At 63.3% G+C, this 20450-nt stretch carries 18 protein-coding genes; 14 read left to right on the top strand and 4 right to left on the bottom strand.

The features are described 5' to 3' along the window. Positions 1–45: 45 nt before the first annotated feature. Positions 46–987 carry a helix-turn-helix domain-containing protein gene (locus ACIQUG_RS25045; RefSeq protein ID WP_402324811.1) on the top strand — a complete coding sequence of 314 codons (942 nt, stop codon included), beginning with the start codon at positions 46–48 and terminating at the stop codon, positions 985–987. A 12-nt stretch (positions 988–999) separates the two neighbouring features. On the opposite strand, the gene ACIQUG_RS25040 is transcribed toward ACIQUG_RS25045, so the two are convergent. The 3 genes from ACIQUG_RS25040 to ACIQUG_RS25030 form a co-directional block, all read right to left on the bottom strand. Continuing rightward, entirely contained in the window at positions 1000–1497 is a 498-nt protein-coding gene (locus ACIQUG_RS25040; RefSeq protein WP_402324810.1) for an EVE domain-containing protein, read from the bottom strand. 127 nt (positions 1498–1624) lie between these two features. After that, on the bottom strand, positions 1625–2344 hold the full coding sequence (locus ACIQUG_RS25035) for a GNAT family N-acetyltransferase (RefSeq protein WP_402324809.1): 720 nt from the start codon (positions 2342–2344) through the stop codon (positions 1625–1627). Positions 2345–2535: 191 nt separating this feature from the next. After that, positions 2536–2682 (bottom strand): DUF1127 domain-containing protein, encoded by a 147-nt coding sequence (locus ACIQUG_RS25030; protein ID WP_064817045.1) that lies wholly within the window; start codon positions 2680–2682, stop codon positions 2536–2538. A 374-nt stretch (positions 2683–3056) separates the two neighbouring features. Between ACIQUG_RS25030 and ACIQUG_RS25025 the strand changes: the two genes are divergently transcribed. Together ACIQUG_RS25025 and ACIQUG_RS25020 are read left to right on the top strand one after the other, a co-directional pair. Next, on the top strand, positions 3057–3767 hold the full coding sequence (locus ACIQUG_RS25025; protein ID WP_043613006.1) for a GntR family transcriptional regulator: 711 nt from the start codon (positions 3057–3059) through the stop codon (positions 3765–3767). A gap of 114 nt (positions 3768–3881) precedes the next feature. Beyond that, positions 3882–4844 (top strand): dihydrodipicolinate synthase family protein, encoded by a 963-nt coding sequence (locus ACIQUG_RS25020; protein WP_043612977.1) that lies wholly within the window; start codon positions 3882–3884, stop codon positions 4842–4844. A gap of 325 nt (positions 4845–5169) precedes the next feature. Here ACIQUG_RS25020 and ACIQUG_RS25015 read toward each other — a convergent pair whose 3' ends face one another. Continuing rightward, positions 5170–6207, bottom strand: coding sequence for an Ldh family oxidoreductase (locus ACIQUG_RS25015; protein ID WP_402324807.1), 1038 nt, complete (start codon positions 6205–6207; stop codon positions 5170–5172). A gap of 156 nt (positions 6208–6363) precedes the next feature. On the opposite strand from ACIQUG_RS25015, the gene ACIQUG_RS25010 reads away from it, so the two are divergent. The 11 genes from ACIQUG_RS25010 to ACIQUG_RS24960 all read left to right on the top strand — a co-directional run bounded on the left by ACIQUG_RS25010 (position 6364) and on the right by ACIQUG_RS24960 (position 20336). Then, positions 6364–7881 carry an aldehyde dehydrogenase (NADP(+)) gene (locus ACIQUG_RS25010; RefSeq protein WP_192450116.1) on the top strand — a complete coding sequence of 506 codons (1518 nt, stop codon included), beginning with the start codon at positions 6364–6366 and terminating at the stop codon, positions 7879–7881. Positions 7882–8104: 223 nt separating this feature from the next. Continuing rightward, entirely contained in the window at positions 8105–8911 is an 807-nt protein-coding gene (locus tag ACIQUG_RS25005; RefSeq protein ID WP_043612984.1) for a transporter substrate-binding domain-containing protein, read from the top strand. 71 nt (positions 8912–8982) lie between these two features. Continuing rightward, entirely contained in the window at positions 8983–9648 is a 666-nt protein-coding gene (locus ACIQUG_RS25000) for an amino acid ABC transporter permease (protein ID WP_402324805.1), read from the top strand. Between the two features lie 12 nt (positions 9649–9660). Further along, positions 9661–10311, top strand: a complete 651-nt coding sequence (locus ACIQUG_RS24995) for an amino acid ABC transporter permease (protein WP_043612988.1) — start codon at positions 9661–9663, stop codon at positions 10309–10311. Then, positions 10304–11026: an amino acid ABC transporter ATP-binding protein gene (locus tag ACIQUG_RS24990; protein ID WP_043612991.1), complete on the top strand. Its 723-nt coding sequence runs from the start codon at positions 10304–10306 to the stop codon at positions 11024–11026. Before ACIQUG_RS24995 ends, ACIQUG_RS24990 begins: the two co-directional genes overlap by 8 nt. 7 nt (positions 11027–11033) lie before the next feature. Next, complete coding sequence (locus tag ACIQUG_RS24985) at positions 11034–12281, top strand: NAD(P)/FAD-dependent oxidoreductase (RefSeq protein WP_402324802.1); 1248 nt, start codon at positions 11034–11036, stop codon at positions 12279–12281. A gap of 13 nt (positions 12282–12294) precedes the next feature. Further along, positions 12295–13296 carry a 4-hydroxyproline epimerase gene (locus ACIQUG_RS24980; protein WP_402324800.1) on the top strand — a complete coding sequence of 334 codons (1002 nt, stop codon included), beginning with the start codon at positions 12295–12297 and terminating at the stop codon, positions 13294–13296. Continuing rightward, a complete protein-coding gene (locus ACIQUG_RS24975) occupies positions 13293–14984 on the top strand; it encodes an aconitase X (protein ID WP_402324799.1) in 1692 nt (563 codons plus the stop codon). Before ACIQUG_RS24980 ends, ACIQUG_RS24975 begins: the two co-directional genes overlap by 4 nt. Positions 14985–15463: 479 nt before the next feature. Further along, a complete protein-coding gene (locus tag ACIQUG_RS24970) occupies positions 15464–17413 on the top strand; it encodes a PrkA family serine protein kinase (RefSeq protein ID WP_034798403.1) in 1950 nt (649 codons plus the stop codon). A gap of 43 nt (positions 17414–17456) precedes the next feature. Then, entirely contained in the window at positions 17457–18776 is a 1320-nt protein-coding gene (locus ACIQUG_RS24965) for a YeaH/YhbH family protein (protein WP_192450111.1), read from the top strand. A 12-nt stretch (positions 18777–18788) separates the two neighbouring features. Then, entirely contained in the window at positions 18789–20336 is a 1548-nt protein-coding gene (locus ACIQUG_RS24960; RefSeq protein WP_402324798.1) for a SpoVR family protein, read from the top strand. The last annotated feature ends 114 nt before the right edge of the window (positions 20337–20450 follow it).

Raw genomic sequence — 20450 nt, 5'->3', positions numbered from 1 at the left:
TTATGTGTATAATTACCGACCCCGCCAGAGCGGTATTGTGCTTTCATGGGTAATTTTATGCTGCAAGATTTGATCGACAACGGCCCGATTATGCGCACGGTTTCGCTACCGCGGGGACGCCATAGCCTGCATGCGATGCCGACCAGCACCGGCTATGAAATCCGCAACAATGCGACCTATGACTGGGACGGCAGAAAGCGCGGAAACACGCCCTTCACCGTGCTGCAGCACACGATCGCGGGCGCCGGAAATCTGCGTTACGAAAACCGCAGCTATCGGATACGCGGGGGAGAGACGCTGCTGTTGCTCGTGCCGCACAATCATCGCTACTGGCTGGAAGACGGTGGACGCTGGGAGTTTTTCTGGATCTCGATGAACGGCGACGAGGCGCTGCGCATCCACCGCGCCCTGCTTGCCGTCACCGGCCCCGTATTGAAGCTGCAACCGGAAACGATCGAGCATCTGGCCGACTGCAGCCTTCGGCTGATCCGCGGCGGCGAGACGCCAGGCAAGGCCTCAGCGATCGCCTACGAGGCGGCGATGGCGCTTTACGACGACGTCTTCGGCTCGCATCCGGTGTTCAGTCATGAGCACAAGACGATGCACCGCGTCGTCGACCACATCATGAACAACCTGCAGAACCCGCTTCCGGTGGAGGAACTGGCGCGGGTTTCGGGTTTGAGCCGGGCGCATTTCTCCCGCGTCTTTGCCGCCAGCGAAGGCATGGCGCCGGCCGAATATGTGCTGCAGAAGCGCTTGCAGCGCGCGGTCAAACTGCTGACGAAAACGGCAAGCCTGCCGGTCAAGGAAGTGGCGATCCTTTCAGGCTTCGAGGATCCCAACTACTTCGCCAAGGTCTTCCGCCGCTCGTTCGGGCTGAGCCCGACCGAATTCAGAACCACAGGCATGTATGCCAGCGTGCCGGCCGGCTCCGTGGAGCAACCGGTCGACACGGGGGAGGAAGCAACAGTGCTATTGACGGGTTGAGGGCGACGGCGGTCAGCCGGCAAGTTGCTGGCGATAGGCAGACGCTCTCGGGAAAACCATGCCGAGGTCGGCATGCATGGCCCGCGCGATCACGCGGAAATCTCGCTCGCTGATGGCGAGATGGCCGACACGCAGCTTCTGGTCCCAGTTGCGGTTGCCTTCGGCAAATTCCAGACTGTCGAGCCAGGGGCGAACCGGGGCCTCCATGCTGTCGGCCCAGTCGACGTCGCCGCGATGCGGCGCGACACCGCCCATGGCAAAGAAGTAGGGCGGGCGCTCCTTGACGACGCCGATGGCGGCAAAACAGGCGAGCCCCGCCCGGCCGTTGAAGGCGGCGTTCGGCGCATAACCGATGAAGCCGTCGCCGGCCTTCATGCGCGTCATCGCCTGGACATTGCCGTAGCCGTAGCCAAAGCGAGAGAAGCCGTCTTCCGCAGCATGCTGCAGGTCATCGCCGGAAACCGCGCCGATCCAGAAATTGCGCTCGCCCGACCTGTTTGCTGCACCCATCTGAAACATATCCTGCGCCGACATCTGCAATCCCTCGATCTCTTATCCTGCGACCACTTTACGCGCGACCCCTGCCAGATTCTGTCAGCATCGTTTTGACGGCCCGGCATACTCGTCGAGCCGCGTCTCAGCCCTCTTCGGAGGGCGCTTCCCACTGGCCGAAAAGCGTCAAGCCCGCGGCTCCGGCAAGCGCCACCGACGCATGGTTGTCGAGCTGGCAGCGATATTGCGGCTGGTAGCCCCTTTCATGCGCAGCCCGGCTGATGGCGCGCACGACCTTACGGGCGTGGTCCCTCCCCCGGTCGGATGCAAGCGTCAGCACGCCGAGATCGGCGATCTGCCGCTCCTGCCAGGGGTACATGCTGGCGGCACAGACCAGCCGGTCGCCATCGAAGGCGCCGTAGACCAACCAGTGATCCAACTCCACATAGGCCGCATCGAGATCCTCTTCCGAGGCGGAGCCCTGGAACAGGGCGAAGGCCGCCGCATCCTCCGGCGTGAGCGCGCGCACATGGTCGCTCGACGTCTCCCGCAGCAGCACGGCCGTGTCGGCTTCGGTGAAATAGAAAAGGTTATCGGCACCGTTCAGAACGATGCCGGCATTGCGGAGCCGCTGGCGAAGGGTCGCCTCTGTAAGCATCTCTCCCGCCATCGGCGGTAGCGCGGCGGCGAGCGTCGGCGACAGAACGGCCCTTACGCCGTTTTCAGCGGTGTGCAGCACCATGGCCGGGCTGTCGTCGTCCAGGTCGGGATTGACCGTGACGGTGAACCGATCCGCGCTTGCGAGAACATCGCCCGCAAAGGATGCGCTCCAGAAATCGGCAATCTCAGGGGAAAACGATGGCATGGCACATTATCTCTTGAAGGAACACGCGCCTGCGGGAAGCGGCGAGAGATGGGATTAATGGAGTAATCGATTAATCAAATCGCAGTGCCAGCGATGTGTGCGACGACAATGGCGCAATGAAGGCGCCAAAAAGCAAAAGCGCCCGCAGGAGATGCAGGCGCTTGGCAATTCTTCAGTCTATGTAGGTCGCCTTAGCGGGCGAAGGCCGTGCGTGCAACGCGGTCGATGTCGGCGCGTTCGATGCCGAGGTCGCGAAGTTCGCGGTTCGACATGCGGCCCAGTTCGGTGACCGTCTGACGGTACTTGCGCCAGTTGTTGATGGAGCGTGCGATGTTCATTTGATCCCCCTTTCAATGGGCTTTCGAAGCCTGGCTGCCAGTCCGTGGCGCCTCGTTCACTTCGATGAACACCTTATAGCTCAGGCTTTCCGTAAGTTGCAGCGCTCAAAACTCAGCGCTCCCATGTGGGAAATGCATGGGTCGGAAGAAAGCACCGGGTCAGCCGCAAGTTCGGGCGGCCCGATTGCACAATGCTGTTTCCAAACAGCGCTTTTATGAAACGCGCGTTGCAACCGCGCAGGGCCTTCAACAAAGTGCCGCTGAAGGCAAACACACGTAATTGGATATACCCGCCACCATGCACCCATCATCACGGAAACGGTTGATCCCTGCGGCAGAGACAAGTATTTCTTTTGTCGACAAAGGAATCTGACATGACCGATATCGACACCGACAACAGCCCCATCCCCGAGCGCAAGCGCGGCTCCGGCGTAAAGATGGTCTATGACCTCTTGCGCGACGAGATCCTCGACCTGGTGCTGCCGCCAGGCAGCCCGATCGACGAAGTGCAGCTTGCCGAGCGGCTGAAGATGTCGCGAACGCCGATCCGCGAGGCGCTGGTGCGCCTTGCCGGCGAAGGGCTGATCGACACCCTGCCGAACCGCTCGACGATGGTCGCGAACATCGACTTCCTCAATCTCAATCCGTTCTTCGACGCGTTGGTGCTGATGTACCGCGTCACGACAAGGCTTGCGGCGCAGAACCATAGGCCGGAAGACCTGGCGATCATTCGCGGCTTCCACGAAGACTATGCGGCAGCCGTGCAGACGCGCGACGCGCTGACGATGATCGCCACCAACGCTGCCTTCCATGCGGCGATCGCGGAAAGCGGACGCAACCCCTACTTCACCAGCCTGTTTCGTCGACTGCTCGACGAAGGGCGGCGTATCCTGCGTCTCTATTACCAGTCCTATGACGAGCAGTTTCCCCAGCGTTTCGTCGACGAGCACGCGGCCATGATCGCGGCGATCGCCGCGCGCGACGTCGAGGCTGCCGATCGGCTCGGCAAGGCGCATGCGGAGCAGATCGTCGAGCAGGTGCAGAAGCTTTTTGCCCGCAATAGCAAGCTCGACATCGCCCTGTAGCGGCTTTTGTATTTTTCTTGTCGACAAATAAAATACAAACGGCTATTGTCTAGATCAAAGGCAGGGGCGTAGGTGCGCCGCTGCCCTGAAGACAAAGCCCGAGAGGAGTTTCAGATGAAGGCTCAGATTTTCACCGGCGTCATCCCGGCGCTGATGACCCCCTGCAAGGAAGACCGCACCCCCGATTTCGACGCGCTGGTGCGCAAGGGCAAGGAGCTGATCGCTCAGGGCATGTCCGCCGTGGTTTACTGCGGCTCGATGGGTGACTGGCCGCTCCTGACCGACGAACAGCGCATGGAAGGCGTCGAACGCCTGGTCAAGGCCGGCATCCCGGTCATCGTCGGCACCGGCGCCGTCAACACCGCTTCGGCCGTCGCGCATGCAGCGCACGCCGAGAAGGTCGGCGCCCAGGGCCTGATGGTCATCCCGCGCGTTCTGTCGCGTGGCTCGGTCGTCGCTGCCCAGAAGAACCACTTCAAGGCAATTCTCTCGGCTGCCCCGAGCCTGCCGGCTGTCATCTACAACAGCCCCTACTACGGCTTCGCCACCCGCGCCGACCTGTTCTTCGCGCTGCGCGCCGAACATCCGAACCTCGTCGGCTTCAAGGAATTCGGCGGCGCTGCCGACATGCGCTATGCGGCCGAAAACATCACCAGCCGTGACGATGGCGTCTCGCTGATGATTGGCGTCGACACGGCCGTGTTCCACGGCTTCGTCAACTGCGGTGCAACGGGTGCGATCACCGGCATCGGCTGCGTCCTGCCGAAGGAAGTCATCCACATGTGCAACCTGTCGCGCGCCGCCGCCGAAGGCGACGTCGACGCCCGTCTGCGCGCACTGGAACTGGAACAGGCGCTCGCCGTTCTCTCGTCCTTCGACGAAGGCCCGGACCTCGTTCTCTACTTCAAGCACATGATGGTGCTGAAGGGCGACAAGGAATACACGCTGCACTTCAACGAGAGCGACGTTCTCTCCGACAGCCAGCGCGGCTACGTCGAAGCCCAGTTCAAGCTGTTCAACAGCTGGTACGGCGAGTGGAGCAAGCTCCCGGGCGCCGTCCAGAAGTACAAGGCCTGATTATCAATATCGGCCCGTAAAACGAGAAAGGCCCTCCGGTTGGAGGGCCTTTTTTTGTGTCGACCCGTTCAAGACCGCAAGCCGCGTTTGCATCGCAAGCAGCAGCCAAGATTTCCCTCATTCCTGTGTCAGGACTCCAGCAGGGGAAGAGCCCTTAGACCTGACGGACGTAGGATTACTGGATCCCGGCACGAGCGCGAGGATGAAGAGGGTGAGTGGGGTGCGCCTCTCGTAGAAAAGGCCCTCCGGTTGAGAGGGCCTTCTTTTATCGACGGCGACGGCGATGGCGGCGCAGCGAAGAAACCGCGAAAAGGTTAGCCGTTGCTTACGCGACGGCATCCAATCCAAGGGTAAGCAAGCGGTCGAGTTGCTCCATTTCGGCGGTATTCAGCACGACGCCCTCGGCCTCCGACTTGGCGCGCGCGACGAAGCGGCGCTGCGACGGCAGGCGCGCGCCCTGGCCGACAATCGCTTCGAAGAGCACTTCCGCGCGGGCGAAAGGATCGCCCGGACGGCCGGCGGCAAACTTCTCCGGCGAGAAGGCGACGATCAGTTCGCCATGGAAGGGTGCCAGCGTCGTCGTGCCGAGATAGTCGAGCACTTCCGGGCTCGTCAGGTCGCCGATCATGATGCCGGCGAGAAGCTCGACCATCGTGCCGATAGCCGAACCCTTGTGGCCGCCGAAGGGCAGCATGGCGCCGGCAAGCGCCGCTTCCGGGTCGGTGGTCGGATTACCCTCGGCATCGATCGCCCAGCCCTCCGGCAAAGGCTTGCCGGCACGGCGGTGCAGCTCGATCTCGCCGCGGGCGGCAACCGAAGTCGCGAAGTCGAAGACGTAGGGCGGCTTGTTTTCGCGCGGCCAGCCGAAGGCAAAGGGGTTGGTGCCGAGCAACGGCTTGTTGCCGCCGGTCGGCGCAACCGTCGCATAGCTTGGGCACATGACGAGGCCGGCAAGTCCCTCGCCGGTCAGCCCTTCTACTTCCGGCCAGAGCGCCGAGAAATGGGTGCAATCATTGATGACGAGCGCGGCAATGCCGAGCGTACGGGCACGTTCGGCCAGCGCCGGCAGGCCGAGTTCGAAGGCCGGATTGGCGAAACCGCCCTTGGCGTTGACCTTGACGATGGCCGAGCCTTCCTGCGCATCGAGCTCCGGAACGGCATCTGGCTTCACCTTGCCCGCCTTGACGGTCCTGAGCGCCCCTTCGATGCGGTAGATGCCGTGCGACTTGCAGGCATCGCGCTCGCCGGCGACGATCACCCGGGCCAGTGCACCGGCCTGAATGGCGTTGAGCCCCGCCTTCAGGAAGATCGCCTCGACGCGCTCGAAAAGTGCTGCGATCGTCAGGGTATTGGTTTCGCTCATCTCTCTCCCTCTCAAATGCTGCGCCTGATCCGGAAGGGCCAGTCAGGCGATTGATGTTCTGCATACATATAGTATACAAAGATCCGACAAGTGCAATTCAGCCATGATCCCCTCTGCCAGAAAAGGCAATCCGGGATCGAACGAAAGGATCGGCAGATGGCCTTCACCCCCAAAGGAAAACACCTTGTCGCCGGCGAATGGCTCGACGGCGCGGGTACCTTCGCATCCGCACCCGCCCACGGGCCGGTCCATCAGTTCGCCACCGGCACGGTAGAGCTGGTCAACCGCGCCGCTGAAGCGGCCGAAGAAGCGTTCCTGAGCTACGGCTATTCGACCCGCGCCGAGCGCGCCGCGTTCCTGCGCGCGATTGCCGATGAGATCGAAGCACGCGCCGAAGCCATCACCGAGATCGGCACCCAGGAAACCGGCCTGCCGGAAGCGCGCCTGCAGGGCGAACGCGGCCGCACCACCGGCCAGCTCCGCCTTTTCGCCGATCACATCGAGAAGGGCGAATATCTCGACCGCCGTTTCGATGCGGCCCTGCCCGAGCGCCAGCCGGCGCCGCGCCCGGAAATCCGCCTCATCCAGCGCCCGATCGGCCCGGTCGCCGTCTTCGGCGCCTCGAACTTCCCGCTGGCCTTCTCGACCGCCGGCGGCGACACGGCTGCCGCCCTTGCCGCTGGCTGCCCCGTGGTCGTCAAGGGCCACTCGGCCCACCCGGGCACCGGTGAGATCGTCGCGCAGGCCGTCGAAGCCGCCATCCGCAAGACCGGCGTTCACCCGGGCGTCTTCTCGCTGATCCAGGGCGGCAACCGCCAGGTCGGCGAAGCGCTGGTGCAGCATCCGCTGATCAAGGCCGTCGGCTTCACCGGTTCGCTCGCCGGTGGCCGTGCGCTCTTCAATCTCTGCGCTGCGCGTCCGGAGCCGATCCCGTTCTTCGGCGAGCTCGGCTCGGTCAACCCGATGTTCCTGCTGCCGGAAGCCCTGAAGGCACGCGCCGAAGGTCTCGGCCAGGGCTGGGCCGGCTCGCTCACCATGGGCGCCGGCCAGTTCTGCACCAACCCCGGCATCGCCGTGGTTGTCGAAGGCGCCGATGCCGACCGCTTCACGTCGGCCGCCGTCGAGGCGCTCGGCAAGGTCGCGCCGCAAACGATGCTCACCGACGGCATCGCCAAGGCCTATCACGATGGCCAGGCGCGCTTTGAAAGCCGCAACACCGTGAAGCCGCTGCTGACGACCGAATCTTCCGGCCGCTCGGTCTCGCCGAACCTGTTCGAGACGACCGGCGACCAGTTCCTTGCCGACCACGCGCTCGGCGAAGAGGTCTTCGGCCCGCTCGGCCTCGTCGTCCGTGTCGGTTCGACCGAAGAGATGGAACAGCTTGCCCGCGGTTTCGAGGGGCAGCTGACCACCACCATCCACATGGATGCGGCCGACCTCGAGACCGCCCGTCGCCTGCGCCCGATCCTCGAGCGCAAGGCCGGCCGCGTGCTCGTCAACGGCTTCCCGACTGGCGTCGAGGTGGTGGATTCCATGGTGCATGGGGGACCATATCCGGCCTCGACCAACTTCGGCGCAACCAGCGTCGGCACGATGTCGATCCGCCGCTTCCTGCGTCCGGTCGCCTACCAGAACATGCCGGAAGGCCTGCTGCCCGAGGACTTCCAGGGCTAAGGCACCGGCAGACGCTGCGGGTGGCTTGCCGCCCGCAGCCGCAAGACACGACAGATCGCTTCGCAGGCATCCCATTTCGCGAAACAAATGGGATGCCTGCGCGCGTTCTGCGTTATGAACTTATACTTTTTGTATACTAATTGTATTTTTCTATTGATTTGTGCTCTCTAAAACGGAATAGTGCCTCAGCCGTCAAACGGCACTCATTTCAGGGAGAGAGAAAATGAAGACTTCGGTGCTCGCGCTCGGCCTCGTTGCGGCCGCTGCTCTGACCAGCCAGGCCCATGCCGACAAGCTGGATGACGTCATCGGCTCGGGTACGCTGCGTTGCGCAGTCGTGCTCGACTTCCCGCCGATGGGTTCTCGCGACGAGAACAACAACCCGATCGGTTTTGACGTCGACTACTGCAACGATCTCGCAAAGGCCCTCGGCGTCACCGCCGAAATCGTCGAGACCCCGTTCCCGGAGCGTATTCCTGCTCTGATGTCGGGCCGTGTCGACGTCGGCGTTGCCTCGACCTCGGACACGCTTGAGCGTGCCAAGACCGTCGGCATGACGATCCCTTACTTCGCCTTCGAAATGGCTGTCACCGCCAACGAGAAGTCGGGCGTCAAGTCCTTCGAAGACATGAAGGGCAAGACCGTCGGCGCGACCGCCGGCACGTTCGAAGCGATCGCGCTCGAAAAGCAGGTCAAGGAATGGGGTGCTGGCGAGTTCCGTCCGTACCAGACTCAGGCAGACGTCTTCCTCGCGCTCAGCCAGGGCCAGATCGACGCCACGGTTTCGACCTCGACGGTCGCCCAGGCCAACGTCAAGGGCGGCAAGTTTGCCGGCATCTCCGTCGTCGGCAAGGCTCCGTTCGACACCGACTACGTCGCGCTCTTCACCAACCGCGAAGAATACGGCTTCATCAACTTCCTCAATCTTTTCATCAACCAGCAGGTCCGCACCGGCCGTTATGCCGAACTCTATGAAAAGTGGGTCGGCGGCGAACTGCCCGACCTTACGGCAAAGGGCGTTTACCGCTAATATGCCGTCTATCTGGCGGCGCGAAGTCTAGCTTCGCGCCGCTATTCGTTTCCGAAGAGGCGAGACGAAACATGTTCAGTTACACCTTCCATTGGAACCAGGCGCTCAAAGCCCTGCCGCAGATGCTCGATGGAGCGCTGGTCACCTTGCAGGTGGCTCTGCTCTCGATGGTCATCGGCCTGGCGCTGGCGCTCGCGCTCACGGCCTGCCGCCTGTCCGGCAATCGCATCCTCGGTGGCTTTGCCACCGCCTGGGTCGAAATCGCCCGCAACACGCCGGCGCTGTTCCAGATCTATATGGCCCATTTCGGCCTCGGCAATTTCGGCATTCACCTCAGCCCCTATACGGCGTTGCTTGCGGGGATCGCCTTCAACAATGCCGGCTATCTCGCCGAGAACTTCCGCGGCGCGCTCAAGGCCATCCCGGATACACAGACCCGCGCCGGCCGTTCGCTCGGCATGACGCCGGTCCAGGCCTTCCGCTATATCGTGCTGCCGCAGATGTTCCGCATCGCCTTCCTGCCGGTCACCAACCAGATGGTCTGGGCGATCCTGATGACATCGCTCGGTGTCACCGTCGGCATGAACACCGACCTTGCAGGCATCACCCAGGAGCTGAACGCCCGCTCGTTCCGCACCTTCGAATTCTTCGCGATCGCCGCAGTGATCTACTACCTGATCGCCAAAGCCGTGACCCTTGGCGCGCGCCTGCTCGCCGCGCGCATGTTTCGTTACTAGGAGAGGTGAGAGATGTTCAACACCGCCCTCACCCTCGCTGATCTCGGCTTTCTGTTACAGGGCGCCCTGATGACGCTCGCGGTCACCGCCGTCTCCGTGACGGCCGGCACCGTGCTCGGCATCATCTTCGGCGTCGTGCGCAATCAGGTCGGCCCCTACTGGGCCATGCCGCTCACCTTCGTGCTCGATATCTTCCGTTCCGTGCCGCTCTTGATCCAGCTGGTGCTTGCCAACGCCTTCCAGGCGATCGCCAAGCTCGGCTGGGCGCCGTTCACGACCTCCTGCGTGGTGCTGTCGCTCTATACGGCCGCCTATTGCACCGAGATCGTTCGCGGCGGCATTTCTTCGGTTCCGCCGACGACGCGCCGTGCCGCCCGCTCGCTCGGCATGACCTGGTGGCAGGACATGCGCTACATCGTGGCGCCGCTTGCGACCCGCGTGTCGCTTCCGTCCTGGATCGGCCTGACGCTCGGCGTCATGAAGGACTCGGCACTCGTGCTCTGGCTCGGCCTGATCGAACTTTTGCGCGCCTCGCAGGTGCTCGTCACCCGCCTGCAGGAACCGCTGCTGATCCTTTTGATCTGCGGCGCCATCTACTTCCTCATCAGCTTCCCGATCGCCCGGCTCGGCGGTTACCTTGAAAAACGGTGGTCCAATGATTGAGATCCAGAACGTTCGCAAATCCTTCGGCTCGCTGGAGGTTCTCAAAGGCATCGACCTCACCGTCAACAAGGGCGAGGTGCTGACCATCATCGGCGGCTCCGGTTCCGGAAAATCGACGCTGCTCACCTGCATCAACGGTCTCGAACCGATCGATTCCGGCCGCATCCTGGTCGACGGCACCGAGGTCCACGCGAAATCAACGAACCTCAACAAGCTGCGCAGCAAGCTCGGCATCGTCTTCCAGCAATTCAATGCTTTCCCGCACCTGACCGTGCTTGAAAACGTCACGCTGGCGCCGCGCAAGGTGCTCGGCCTTTCCAAGGAGAAAGCCGAGGAGATCGCCGTCAAGCAGCTCACCCACGTCGGCCTCGGCGAGAAGCTCGGCGTCTACCCGACCCGCATGTCGGGCGGCCAGCAGCAGCGCATGGCGATCGCCCGCGCGCTTGCCATGTCACCGGAATACATGCTGTTCGACGAAGTCACCTCGGCGCTCGACCCGCAGCTCGTCGGCGAAGTGCTCGACACGCTGCGCATGCTGGCCTCCGAAGGCATGACGATGATCTGCGTCACCCACGAGATGAAGTTTGCCCGCGAAGTCTCCGACCGCGTCGCCTTCTTCCACAAGGGCGTGATGGCAGAAATCGCCGCACCGGAGGCGCTCTTCGGCGCGCCGAAGGATCCGGAACTCCAGAAGTTCCTGGCAGCGACGCACTGAGCCGATCATGAAGAATGCAGTTCAGCCTGACGTCATCGTCATCGGCGCCGGCGTTGTCGGCCTTTCTGCGGCCATTGCCGCCCAGGCACGGGGACTTTCCGTCACCGTGCTCGACCGGGAAGGTCCGGCAGCAGGTGCCTCGGCGGGCAATGCCGGGGCCTTCGCCTTCACCGACATCTTGCCGCTCGCTTCGCCCGGCATCCTCAAGAAGGCGCCGAAGTGGCTGCTCGACCCGCTCGGCCCTTTGAGCGTGCCGCCGGCCTATGCCGCGCAGATCGCGCCGTGGATGTTCCGCTTCTGGCGCGCCTGTTCGGCAAGCCGTGTCGCCCATTCGACGACCGCGCAGACGGCGATGATGGATCTCTCCAAGGCGGAACTCGAACCGTTCCTGGCCGAGACCGGCACGCTGCCGATGCTGCGCAAGGAAGGCAATCTGCAGGTCTATGAAAGCGACGCCGAGCTGAAGGCCTCGCTTCCCGGCTGGACCGCGCGCGCCGAACACGGCATCGAATTCCGGCACATGGGCGCGGCCGAGATGGCCGAGATCCAGCCCGGTCTCGCATCGCGCTTCACCCATGGCACCTTTACCCCCGGCTGGTATTCGATCGCCGATCCCAAGCTCTACACGCTGGCGCTGGCAGACCATTTCCGCGCCAAGGGCGGCGTGATCGAGCGCGCCGAGGTCACGGGGCTGAAGCCTGTCGAAGGCGGCGTCGAACTGACGGCCGACGGCAAGCCCCGGCGGACTGAACAGGTCGTCCTTTCGGCCGGCGCGTTCTCGCACCAGGTCGCCCGCACGCTTGGCGAGCGCATCCCGCTCGAAACCGAGCGCGGCTACAACACCACCCTGCCGCAGGATGCCTTTGACCTGCGCACCCAGGTCACCTTCGGCGGCCACGGCTTCGTCGTGACGCGGCTTTCGACCGGCATCCGCGTCGGCGGCGCCGTTGAACTCGGCGGGCTGAAGTTGCCGCCGAACTTCCGCCGCTCGGAGGCCATGCTGAAGAAGGCGCAGACCTTCCTGCCCGGCTTCAAGAGCGAGGGCGGCGTGCAATGGATGGGTTTCCGCCCGTCGCTGCCCGACAGCCTGCCGGCGATCGGCCGCGCCCGCGCCACGGGCCGCGTCGTCTACGCTTTCGGCCACGGCCATCTCGGTCTGACGCAATCGGCCGGCACCGCCCGGCTCGTTGCCGACCTGCTCACCGGCCGGCGGCCGGCGATCGACATCAGCTCCTTCTCGCCCCAACGTTTCTGACAGAGTTTAGACCATGGCCAACCACACCTTCTCCTGCATCGACGGCCACACCTGCGGCAATCCGGTCCGCCTCGTTTCCGGCGGCGGGCCGCGGCTCGAAGGCGCCAACATGCTGGAGAAGCGGGCGCATTTCCTGCGTGAGTTCGATTGGATCCGTACCGGCCTGATGTTCGAGCCGCGCGGCCACGACATGATGTCGGGCTCGATCCTCTATCCGCCGACCCGGCCGGACTGCGACGTGGCGGTGCTCTTCATCGAAACGTCGGGCTGTCTGCCGATGTGCGGCCATGGCACGATCGGCACCATTACCATGGCGATCGAAAACGGCCTGATCACCCCGCGCGAGCCCGGCAGACTTTCGATCGACGCGCCGGCCGGCAAGGTCGACATCACCTATCGCCAGGAAGGCCGCTTCGTCGAAGAAGTGCGCCTCACCAACGTACCGGGCTTCCTCTACGCCGAGGGGCTGACGGCTGAGGTCGAGGGTCTCGGCGAGATCGTCGTCGACGTCGCCTACGGCGGCAACTTCTACGCCATCGTCGAGCCGCAGAAAAATTTTTGCGACATGGCCGACCACACCGCCGGCGAACTTGTCGGCTGGAGCCCTAAGCTGCGCGCGGCGCTCAATGCCAAATACGAGTTCGTGCATCTGGAGCACCCGGAAATTCAGGGCCTCAGCCACATCCAGTGGACCGGAAAACCGACAAACGCCGAGGCGCATGCGCGCAACGCCGTCTTCTACGGCGAAAAGGCGATCGACCGGTCGCCCTGCGGCACCGGCACATCGGCGCGCATGGCCCAGCTTGCCGCCAAGGGCAAGCTCAAGGTCGGCGACGAGTTCGTGCACGAGTCGATCATCGGCTCGCTGTTCAAGGGCCGCGTCGAGGCGGCGACCGAGGTCGCCGACCGTGACGCCATCATTCCCTCGATCGCCGGCTGGGCCCGCATGACCGGCATCAACACGATCTTCATCGATGACCGCGACCCCTTTGCTCATGGATTTGTCGTAAAATGACCCAATCGATCTCCGCCCGCAGCATTCTTTCCGGCTCCGCCGATGGCCCCGTCATCGCCACTGAGGAGGCGCTGAGCTTCTGGGGCGGGGTCGATCCGGCAACGGGCCGGGTGATCGACGTGCACCACCCGCTGCACGGCCTCTGTCTCACCGGCGGCATCCTGATGATGCCGTCGAGCCGCGGTTCCTGCACCGGTTCGGGCGTGCTGCTCGACATGGCGCTGACCGGCCGTGCGCCTGCGGCCCTTGTCTTCTCGGAAGCCGAGGACGTGCTGACGCTCGGCGCGCTGATCGCGGCCGAAATGTTCGGAAAACCCCTGCCGGTGCTGCGGCTTTCGCGCGACGCGTTCAAGGCGCTGTCGCAGGCAAAGACCGCGCGTATCAGCGATACGGCGATCGAAGCCGATGGCTTGGCAATCCCGGTCGCTCCGCCGGCAACGACAGCGCTCGACCTCTCCGACGACGATCGCGCCATGCTCGACGGCCGTGACGGCATCGCGGTGCAACAGGCAATGCGCATCATCGCGGCGATGGCAGCGCAGCAGGGCGCGGAAAAACTGATCGACGTGGTCCAGGGCCATATCGACGGCTGCATCTATGCGAGCCCGGCCAACCTCACCTTCGCCGAGAAGATGGCGGACATGGGCGCCAAGGTTCGGGTGCCGACGACGATGAACGCGATCTCCGTCGACCGCGCCAACTGGCAGGCACAGGGCGTCCCGGAATCGTTCGGCGACCCGGCGGCCAGGCTGGCCGACGCCTATGTGCGCATGGGCTGCCGCCCGACTTTCACCTGCTCACCCTATCTGCTCGACAGCGCGCCGAAGTCCGGCGAAGCGATCGCCTGGGCAGAATCCAATGCGGTGATCTTCGCCAACACCGTGCTTGGCGCGCGTACGGCGAAGCACCCTGATTTTCTCGACCTCTGCATCGCGCTGACCGGTCGCGCACCGCTCTCGGGCGTCTATCTCGACGCGCCGCGCAAGGCGACGCGCGTCATCGACGTGGAGCTGCCTGACAATATCGACGATGCCTTCTGGCCGTTGATCGGCTACCTCGCCGGCAAGGCCGCGCCCGACCGCATTCCGCTGTTGCGCGGTCTTGCATCGGCACGCCCGTCGCGTGACGACCTCAAGGCGCTTTGCGCCGCCTTCGGCACGACGTCTGCATCCCCGATGCTGCATGTGGAGGGCGTGACCCCGGAAGCGGAAGGCGCCGCGGCCAAGGATGCCGACCGCACGACGATCAACCGCGCCGACATGGCCGCTGCCTGGTCGCTCCTGAACGACGGTCCGGAGGAGGTCGAACTCGTCGCCATCGGCAGCCCGCATGCGTCGATTGAGGAATGCCGCGCTCTGGCCACGGCCTTCGACGGCCGCAAGCGCGACAGCAACGTCGCCGTCATCGTCACCGCCGGACGAGACGCGATTGCCGCCGCGCGCGACGAAGGTCTGCTTGCCCGCCTTGAAGAAAGCGGCATCCAGGTGCTGCCGGATCTTTGCTGGTGCTCGATTTCGGAGCCGGTATTCCCGACGAAGACACGGGCACTGATGACCAATTCCGGCAAATACGCCCATTACGGTCCCGGTCTTTCCGGCCGCGCCGTGCGCTTCAGCAACCTTGCCGACTGCGTCGAGGCAGCGCTCACCGGCCGCGTTCCGGCGCGCCTGCCGGCCTGGCTCGCCTAACGCCTCTGCCCCTCGCTCAAGCGCCGCTGGACGGCGGCGCCGTCGAGCACGCTCATGCCGAAGCACGGGGCCGCCATCGCGCCGCCGGTGTCGAAGACAACTTATCCATGGTTGCAGCGCCGGGCGTCGGCCATGTCCGGGCCGCGACCATGGGCGACGCGGCCCTGGTCACCCATGTTCGCCGCCTTGGCGACCCCGGCGGCGGCTGACGCAACCGAACGTGGCGCCGACACAGAAAACGCCCGGTCACACGCGGCGCCAAGCGCGCTCGCGCCCGCCTTCAACGCCGCGTGACCGCCGCTTCGATCAGGTTTTCGTGATGCCGCAGTCACGATTTTTCATTCATTGAAACAACCCCTTCGAGAATCACGAGAAAGCGAGTACTCTGAAGGAACATTGCGCATGGGACGCCGTTTATTCGAATGAGCGAGCCGATAAGCAGCGATCCCCGTCTCAGCCAGCGGCCGCGGGAGAGCATGATGCAAAAGAGCGAATGCGACGTTTTTGATCTCTTCTCGGAGATCTATACAAGTGCAGCGCAAGAAGAAATCAGCCTTCAAGAATACCTTCTGGCATGTCGTGACGACAAAAGCATGTATGCCACCGCGCAAGAGCGGATGGTTACAGCCATAGGTAATCCAACCCTCATCGATACCAGCGCGGACGAACGCCTCGGCCGCATCTTCTCAAACCGGACCGTCAAGATCTATCCATCCTTCGCCGACTTCTACGGCATGGAGGATACGATCGAGCGCATCGTCGGCTACTTCCGCTATGCAGCGCAAGGACTGGAGGAGCGCAAGCAGATCCTCTACCTGCTCGGCCCGGTCGGCGGCGGCAAGTCTTCGCTCGCCGAGCGCCTGAAAAAGCTGATGGAACTTCAGCCGATCTACACGCTGGCGGTCGGCGGAAAGGTCAGCCCGGTTTTTGAATCACCGCTCGGCCTCTTCCATCCCGACCGCATGGCCGATCTGCTCGAAGACAAATACGGCATCGGCCGACGCCGGCTGACCGGTCTGATCTCCCCCTGGGCGACGAAGCGGCTCGACGAAGTCGATGGCGACATCTCCAAGTTCAGCGTCGTCAAGCTGATGCCATCGCGGCTGCGCCAGGTGGCGATCGCCAAGACCGAACCCGGCGACGAGAACAATCAGGACGTTTCCTCGCTGGTCGGCAAGGTCGACATCCGCCAGCTGGAAAACTACAGCCAGGCCGATCCCGACGCCTACTCCTACAGCGGCGGGCTCAACCGCACGACGCAAGGCCTGCTCGAATTCGTCGAAATGTTCAAGGCGCCGATCAAGGTGCTGCATCCGCTTTTGACCGCCACCCAGGAAGGCAACTACAACGGCACCGAAAGCTTCGGGGGCTTCCCCTATCAGGGCATCGTCGTTGCGCATTCCAACGAGTCCGAATGGCTGCAGTTCAAGAACAACAAGAACAATGAGGCCTTCCTCGACCGCATCCTCGTGGTCAAGGTGCCGTACTGCCTGCGCGTCACCGAAGAGCGGCAGATCTACGAGAAGCTTTTGCGCGAAAGCGAACTGACCAAGAGCCCCTGCGCACCGGAAGTGCTGGAAAGCCTCAGCCGCTTCACCGTCTCCACCCGCCTTGCGCGTCATGAGAACTCGCCGCTCTATACCAAGATGCGGGTCTATGACGGCGAGAACCTGAAGGACACCGATCCCAAGGCGAAGTCCGTTCAGGAATATCGCGATGCCGCCGGCGTCGACGAGGGCATGACCGGCATCAGCACCCGCTTTGCCTTCAAGGTTCTGTCGGAAACCTTCAACTACGACACCAAGGAGGTCGCGGCCGATCCCGTGCATCTCATGTACATTCTGGAACAGGCGATCCGCCGCGAACAGTTCCCGAAGGAGACGGAAGCGAGCTACCTCGACTTCATCAAATCCGAGCTGGCCTCGCGCTACGCCGAGTTCATCGGCCACGAAATCCAGAAGGCCTATCTCGAATCCTACAGCGAATACGGCCAGAACCTGTTCGACCGTTACATCGCCTATGCCGACGCCTGGCTCGAAGATCAGGACTTCAAGGATCCGGATACCGGACAGATCCTCAACCGGGAGATCCTCGACAGCGAGCTGTCGCAGATCGAAAAGCCGGCCGGCATCGCCAATCCCAAGGACTTCCGCAACGAGGTTGTCAAGTTCACCCTGCGCGCCCGCGCCAAGAACCATGGGCGCAACCCCTCCTGGACGAGCTATGAAAAGCTTCGCGATGTGATCGAGAAGCGCATGTTCGGCCAGGTCGAAGACCTGCTTCCGGTCATCAGCTTCGGCTCGAAGAAGGACAGCGCATCCGAAAAGCAACACGCCGAGTTCGTCCAACGCATGACGGAACGCGGCTACACGGAGCGTCAGGTCCGACGGCTGGTCGACTGGTACATGCGGGTCAACAAGGCGGGCTGACGATGCCGAAACAGGGGATTGGGCCGAAGCAGGGGATTGGTATATGCCGAATTTCATCGACCGGCGGCTCAATCCGAAGGATAAGAGCCTCGGCAATCGACAACGCTTTCTGAAGCGGGCCCGCGAAGAGCTCAAGCGGGTCATCAAGGATCAGGTCAAGTCGGACAGGATCATCGACGTCGATGCCGCCCATGGCGTGCCGATGCCGACCGATGGTGCCAGCGAGCCGACGTTCCAGCCGTCCCGCGGCTCCGGCGAGCGCAACTACGTTCTTCCCGGCAACAAGGAGTTTTCGGCAGGCGACCGCCTGCCGAAACCGGAAGCGGGCGGCGGTGGCGGCGGCAAGGGCAAGCCCGGCACCGGCGAAAGCGACGATGATTTCCAGTTCATCCTGTCGCGCGAGGAAGTGCTGGACCTCTTTTTCGAGGATCTGGAGCTCCCCGACATGGTCAAGCTCAGCCTCAAGGAAACCGTCACCTTCAAGCCCCGCCGCGCCGGCTTCGCCACGGCGGGAACGCCGACGAACATCAATGTCGGGCGCACGATGCGCAACAGTTTCGGCCGGCGCCTGGCGCTGCACCGGCCGAAGGAGAAGGAACTGACCGCGGTCACCGACGAGATCGCGCAACTGGAAGCGGAACCGGAGCCGACGGCGAAGAGCCGACAGAGGCTCAAGGAACTGCGCGGCGAGCTGGAAAGGATCGAGAAGAAACGGCGGCGTATCCCTTACGTCGATCCGGTCGACATCCGCTTCAACCGCTTCGAGCAGCAGCCGCTGCCGAACGCCAACGCCGTGATGTTCTGCCTGATGGACGTCTCGGCCTCCATGGGCGAGCGCGAGAAGGACCTCGCCAAGCGCTTCTTCGTGCTTCTGCACCTGTTTTTGAAGCGGCGGTACGAACGCATCGACATCGTCTTCATCCGCCACACGGACGAGGCGCGCGAGGTCGACGAGGAGACCTTCTTCTACAGCACCCAGAGCGGCGGCACGATCGTATCGACCGCGCTCGAAGAGATGATCAGGATCGTCGAGGATCGCTACCCCTCGCAGATCTGGAACATCTATGCCGCCCAAGCGTCCGACGGCGACAACATCATTGGCGACAGCGAACACTGTGCGGCCCTGCTCAGGGAAAAGCTGACGAAGCTCTGCCAGTACTATGCCTATGTCGAAATCATCGACGAGCGCGAGACGGAAATCTTCGGCTCTACGGACAACGGTACCGCGCTCTGGCGCGCCTATCGCACGGTGGACGGCGAGAAGTCGAATTTCCAGATGACCCGGATCGCCAAACCCGCCGACATCTACCCGGTCTTCCGCAGGCTTTTTGCCCGGCAGCCGGCCGTACGCACCCGGAAATGAGGGGGAGACCGGATGGCACGACGCACGACCTCAGGTCTCCTGTTCCAGGGGTCCGACTGGAATTTTGCGACGCTGTCGCGTGCCTATGACGCGATCGAGCAGGTCGCGATCGAGGAAATGGGCCTCAGCGTCTACCCGAACCAGCTGGAGATCATCACTTCCGAACAGATGCTCGACGCCTATTCCTCGGTCGGCATGCCGCTCATGTACCAGCACTGGTCCTTCGGCAAGCGCTTTGCCTATGAAGAGCATCACTACCGCAAGGGCCACCGCGGCCTTGCCTATGAGCTGGTGATCAATTCCAATCCCTGCATCACCTATCTCATGGAAGAAAACACCATGGCGATGCAGGCGCTGGTGACCGCGCATGCGGCCTTCGGCCATAACCACTTCTTCAAGAACAACTATCTCTTCCGCCAGTGGACCGATGCCGGCGCGATCCTGAGCTACATGGATTTCGCCAAGAAATACGTGACCAAATGCGAGGAGCGCCACGGCACCGCCGCCGTCGAAGCGATCCTCGATTCCGCCCACGCACTGATGGACCAGGGCGTCTTCCGCTACCGCCGCCCGCCGCGCCTCTCCTCGGAGAAGGTGCGCGAGAGGGCGCGTGAACGGCTGGAATATGAGGAGCAGACCTATAGCGACCTCTGGCGAACGCTGCCGCAGGTGGCCGAGAACCGCGATCCGGCCGAGGCCGAGCGCGACGCCTCCGAGCGCAAAAAGGTGCTCAACCTGCCGGAAGAGAACCTGCTCTATTTTCTCGAAAAACACAGCCTGATCCTGGAGCCCTGGCAGCGGGAACTGCTCAGGATCGTGCGCGTGATCGCGCAGTATTTTTCACCGCAGCGCCAGACCAAGGTCATGAACGAGGGCTGCGCCACTTTCGTGCACTACACCATCATCAACCGCCTCTACGACCAGGGCAGGATCGGCGAAGGCCATATGCTGGAGCTGTTGCAGAGCCATTCCAACGTCGTCTTCCAGCCGGATTTCGACGATCGGCGCTATCCGGGCATCAATCCTTACGCGCTCGGCTTTGCGATGATGCAGGACATCCAGCGGATTGCCACCGAGCCGACGGACGAAGACCGCGACTGGTTCCCCTCCTTTGCCGGCAACGGCGACTGGATGGAAACGCTGCGTGACGCCTGGGCGAACCATCGCGACGAGTCCTTCATCCTGCAGTATCTGAGCCCGGCGGTGATGCGCAAGTTCCGGCTGTTCCAGCTCTCCGACCGCTCGTCGGATCGTTTCGTCGAGGTTGCCTCGATCCACAACGAGCGCGGCTACTCCGCCGTTCGTTCGGCGCTCGCCAACAGCTACGACGTTGCCGCCAACCAGCCGGACATCCAGGTGATGGACGTCGATCTCCTCGGCGACCGGCAATTGCGGCTGCAGCACAACGTCAAGCACGGCATCCTGCTCGACGAAGGCAGCCGTGACGCGACGATGCGCCATATCCGCCATCTCTGGGGCTACGAGGTGAGCCTTGCCGGCGTCGACGCGCAAAGCGGACGGACGGTCTACGAGTGCTCGACGGCCAAATCGTCCGAGTGAGCGGAAAAGCCGTGCGCCGTTACCATCAGTAGAATTGGTGGTAGGCATTAGAATTATTAGGCCTACAAGACACAACTCCGCGCAGCGCATGGGTGGCACACCTTGCGGCGCCAC

Origin of the sequence: Ensifer sp. NPDC090286 (assembly GCF_044769565.1) — a bacterium.
Lineage (GTDB): Bacteria > Pseudomonadota > Alphaproteobacteria > Rhizobiales > Rhizobiaceae > Ensifer.
Note: the sequence above shows the minus strand (reverse complement) of the source record. Positions and strands in the feature narration are given on the sequence as shown.